Genomic DNA, 5,221 nt, shown 5'->3' with positions numbered 1-5,221 from the left:
CGGGCACCAGCTACGCGAGCGGCGGCGGCTTCGTCTACGACGCCGACGAATTCGACCCGGTGTTCTTCGGGATCGCCCCCCGCGAGGCGCTGACCATCGACCCGCAGCAGCGGCTGCTGCTGGAGACCTCCTGGGAGGCGATCGAGCGGGCGGGCATCGACCCCTTGTCGCTCAAGGGAAGCCGGACCGGTGTCTTCGCGGGCAGCAACGGCCAGGACTACATCGGCCTGCTGCTGGCCGCCCCGGGCGGACCCGAGGGCTACCTCGGAACCGGCAACTCGGGCAGCGTGGTATCGGGCCGTATCTCCTACACCTTCGGCCTCGAAGGACCGGCCGTCACGGTGGACACGGCATGTTCCTCGTCGCTGGTGGCGCTGCACATGGCCGTGCAGTCGCTGCGCCAGGGAGAGTCCTCCCTCGCGCTGGCCGGCGGTGTCACGATCATGTCCAGCCCGGGCTCGTTCGTGGACTTCAGCCGCCAGAAGGGGCTGTCGACGGACGGACGGTGCAAGGCGTTCGCGGCATCCGCCGACGGCACGGGCTGGGCCGAGGGCGTCGGCATGCTGCTGCTCGAGCGGCTGTCGGACGCGCGGCGCAACGGCCACCCGGTGATGGCGATCGTGCGCGGCTCCGCCGTCAACCAGGACGGCGCGTCCAACGGCATCACGGCGCCGAACGGGCCGTCGCAGCAGCGGGTGATCCGCCAGGCGCTGGCCAGCGCCGACCTCGCCGCCCACCAGGTGCAGGCGGTCGAGGCGCACGGCACCGGCACCCGGCTCGGTGACCCGATCGAGGCGCAGGCGCTGCTGGCCACCTACGGCCAGGGGCGGCCGGAGAACGAGCCGCTGTGGCTGGGCTCCATCAAGTCGAACATCGGGCACACCCAGGCGGCCGCCGGTGTCGCGGGAATCATCAAGATGGTGATGGCCATGCGTGAGGGCGTGCTGCCGCAGACGCTCCATGTCGACGAGCCGACGCCGCATGTGGACTGGACGGCGGGCGAGGTCCGGCTGCTGACCGCGTCGACCCCGTGGCCGGAGAACGGCGAGCCGCGCCGGGCGGGCATCTCCTCGTTCGGCATCAGCGGCACCAACGCCCACACCATCATCGAGCAGGCCCCGGAGCCGGAGGAGCCGGCGACGGCGCAGCGGGTCCGTACGGACGCTCCGCCGACCGGTTCGGAGACGCTTCCCTGGACGGTCAACGGCAAGGGCGCCGAGGCGCTGCGCGCCCAGGCGAGGAACCTGCACGACTACGTGACGGCCCACCCCGAGCTCGACCTCGACGATGTGGGCTATTCGCTGGCGACCACCCGGTCCGCCTTCGACCACCGAGCCGTGCTCCTGAGCGGCGACCGGGACGGGCTGCTGAGCGGCCTCGACGCCATCGCCTCGGGCGCCACGGCCCCCGGAGCCGTCCAGGGCTCCGTGGGCACCGCCGGCAAGACGGCGTTCCTGTTCTCGGGCCAGGGCGCGCAGCGCCTGGGCATGGGCCGGGAGCTGTACGACGCCTTCCCGGTGTTCGCCCGTGCGCTGGACGAGGTGTGCGCGCATCTCGACGTGCTGCTCGACCGGCCGTTGCAGGAGGTGATGTTCGCCGCCGAGGACAGCGCGGACGCCGAGCTGCTCGATCAGACGGCCTTCACCCAGCCCGCGCTGTTCGCCATCGAGGTGGCGCTCTTCCGGCTGCTGGAGCACTGGGGCATCACCCCGGACGTGCTGATCGGCCACTCGGTGGGAGAGGTCGCCGCCGCGCATGTGGCCGGGGTGCTCTCGCTGGAGGACGCGTGCGCGCTCATCGTGGCGCGTGGCCGTCTGATGCAGGCGCTGCCCGAGGGTGGCGCGATGGTGGCGGTACAGGCGTCGGAGGAGGAGATCGCCGGTTCGCTGGCCGGCCGTGCGGCCGAGCTGAGCATCGCCGCGGTCAACGGCCCGACGGCCGTGGTGATCGCGGGCGATGAGGCCGCGGCGCTGGAGATCGCCGGAGAGTGGGAGCGGCAGGGTCGTAAGACCCGCCGGCTGACGGTCAGCCACGCCTTCCACTCGCCCCGCATGGACGCGATGCTGGACGACTTCCGAGACATCGTCACGGGCCTGTCCTTCCAGGCACCGTCGATCTCCTTGGTCTCCAACCTCACCGGCAAGCCCGCGGGTGCGGCCGAAGTGTGCTCCCCGGAGTACTGGGTGCGGCATGTGCGGGAGGCGGTGCGCTTCGCGGACGGGGTACGGGCCCTGGAGAAGCTCGGGGTCACCTCGTTCCTGGAAGTGGGGCCCGACGGTGTGCTCACCGCGATGGCCCAGGACTGCCTGGCGGCCGACGAGGACGCGGGCGTTGCCGCCTTCACCCTCGTCCCCGCTCTGCGCAAGAACCGCCCCGAAACCCAGTCGCTGACCACGGCGCTGGCCGAACTCCACGTCCACGGAACTACCGTGGACTGGTCGACGGCGTTCGCCGGGCGCGACGTCCGACGGGTGGAGCTGCCCACCTACGCCTTCCAGCGGCAGCGTTACTGGCCGAAGGCACCCGGCGCCATGACCGGCGACGTCGCCTCCATCGGGCTCAGCTCCCCCAACCACCCGCTGCTGGGTGCCGGAGTCGAACTCGCGGGCAGCGACGGATTCCTGTTCACCAGCAGGCTGTCGGTGCAGAGCCAGCCGTGGCTCGCCGACCACGCGATCGGGGGTGCGGCCCTGTTCCCCGGGACCGGGTTCCTCGAACTGGCCATTCGCGCCGCCGACCAGGTCGGCAGCGGCCGGGTCGAGGAGGTCACCCTGGCGACCCCGATGGTCCTGCCCGAGAACGAACCGGTCCAGGTGCAGCTCTGGGTGGGTGACAAGGATGAGACGGGCTACCGTTCGCTCAGCCTGTACTCCCGCTCGGCCAACGCGTCCTCGGACGAGCCGTGGACGCAGCACGCCGCCGGTGCGCTCGCCCCGGCCGGCCCCGAGCCGTCGTTCGACCTGAGCGCATGGCCCCCGGCGGACGCGGAAGCCCTGGACATCAGCGACTTCTACGAGCGCTTCGCCGCCACCGGGTTCGCCTACGGCCCGGTGTTCCAGGGACTGCGGGCCGCCTGGCGCTCGGGCGACGACGTCTATGTCGAAGTCAGCCTCGGGGAGCACGCGTCGGAGGCGGCCGACTTCGGCCTCCACCCGGCCCTGCTGGACGCCGCCGTGCAAGCGGTGACGTTCGTCGCCCTGGAGGACGTCGGGCTCTCCCGGCTCCCGTTCTCCTGGAGCGGGGTGTCGCTCCACGCCGGTGGCGCGTCCACGCTGCGGGTCCGGCTCAGCCGGCTCGGACCGGACTCGATCTCCCTCGCGGTGGCCGATGGAACCGGCCGCCCGGTGGCGTCGGTCGAATCCCTCGTGCTGCGCCCGGTGTCCGTGGAACACATCGACGCGGCCAGGACCGCGGCGTTCCGCGACTCGCTGTTCACGCTGGACTGGACCCCCGTCCCGGCCATCGCCCCGGCCGAGGTGGCAACGGCCCAGTGGGCCGTGGTGGGCACCGACCCCTACGGACTGGCCGCCGGCGAGATCGCCGGGGCCGAGGTGACCGCCTACGCCGATCTCGAGGCGCTGGGCGCCGCGATCGACGGTGGCGCCGCCGCCCCGGAGGCCGTGCTGGTGTCCTACGCGCCCGGTCTCGACGACCCGGCGGCGCAGGGCACGCCCACGAGCAAGGCGAAGGGCAAGAGCAAGAGCAAGGCCAAGCAGGGCCTGGAGCCCGCGGGCGCCATCCACGCGGTGACGCACCACACGCTGGGCATGATCCAGGGCTGGCTCGGCGACCGCCGGTTCGCCTCCTCCCGACTGGTCTTCGTGACCTCGGGCGCCATGGCTCCCGAAGACCGCGACGAGACCCCGGACATGATCCACGCCCCCCTCTGGGGCATGGTGCGGTCCGCGCAGTCGGAGAACCCGAACTGCTTCGTCCTGGTGGACCTGGACCCACAGGAGCCCACCGAGGCGTCCAAGGCGGCACTGGCCACGGTGCTCGCCGGCGACGAGCCGCAGGCCGTAGTCCGCGAGGGCACGGTGCTCGGCCAGCGCATGGCCCGGGTCTCCTCGGGCACCGCGCTGCTGCCGCCCGCGGGGGTCCGGGAATGGCGGCTGGACATGCACGCCAAGGGGACCCTGGAGAACCTGGCGCTGCTGCCCAGCCCCGATGTGACGGAGGAACTGGGCGCGACCGAGATCAGGGTGGCGCTGCGCGCCGCGGGCCTGAACTTCCGCGATGTGCTCAACGCCCTGGGGATGTACCCCGGCGAGGCCGGGCCGCTCGGGGGCGAGGGCGCCGGTGTGGTGACCGAGGTCGGCTCCGCGGTGACGGACCTCGCGCCCGGCGACCCGGTGATGGGCATCTTCGGCGGGTCGTTCGGCCCTGTCGCCATCACCGACCGGCGCGTGGTCGCCCGGGTCCCGGAGGGCTGGACGTTCGAGCAGGCGGCCTCCACGCCGATCGTGTTCCTGACGGCCTACTACGCCATGGTGGACCTGGCAGGTCTCGAGGCGGGTCAGTCGGTGCTGGTGCACTCGGCGGCCGGTGGTGTGGGCATGGCCACGCTCCAGTTGGCGCGACACCTCGGAGCCGAGGTGTTCGGTACCGCGAGCGAGGGCAAGTGGGACACCCTGCGGGCGCTCGGCCTGGACGACGAGCACATCGCGTCGTCGCGGACGCTGGACTTCGAGAAGCGCTTCCTCGACGCGACCGGCGGACGCGGCATGGACGTGGTGCTCGACTCGCTCGCCCGGGAGTTCGTGGACGCGGGTCTGCGACTGCTGCCGCGCGGCGGCCGGTTCCTGGAGATGGGCAAGACCGACATCAGGGTCCCGGACGAGGTGGCCGCCGAGTACACCGGTGTCTCCTACCAGGCGTTCGACCTGATGGAGGCGGGAGCCGACCGCATCCACGAGATGTGGGGCGTCCTGATCTCCCTGTTCGAGAGCGGAGTGCTGCGACCGCTTCCGGTGCGCACCTGGGATGTCCGTAGGGCACCCGACGCCTTCCGCTTCATCAGCCAGGCCCGCCACACCGGCAAGGTGGCGCTGACGATCCCGAGGACGCTGGACGGCCCGGGCACGGTGTTGATCACGGGTGGTACGGGTGGTCTGGGCGCGCTGTTGGCCCGTCATCTGGTGGTGGAGCATGGTGTGCGTTCTGTGGTGCTGACGAGTCGTCGTGGCGTGGAGGCGCCGGGTGCGGCGGAGTTGGTGGCGGA

General features: G+C 72.1%; 1 protein-coding gene. It reads left to right on the top strand.

The features are described 5' to 3' along the window. Window positions 1-5,221 (top strand): type I polyketide synthase (locus KN815_RS30465; RefSeq protein ID WP_216345093.1); only part of this gene is annotated, 5,221 nt, incomplete at both ends.

The sequence above is a fragment of the Streptomyces niphimycinicus genome, from assembly GCF_018883605.1.
GTDB classification, from domain to species: domain Bacteria; phylum Actinomycetota; class Actinomycetes; order Streptomycetales; family Streptomycetaceae; genus Streptomyces; species Streptomyces niphimycinicus.
This window is presented reverse-complemented; position numbering and strand designations above follow the sequence as displayed.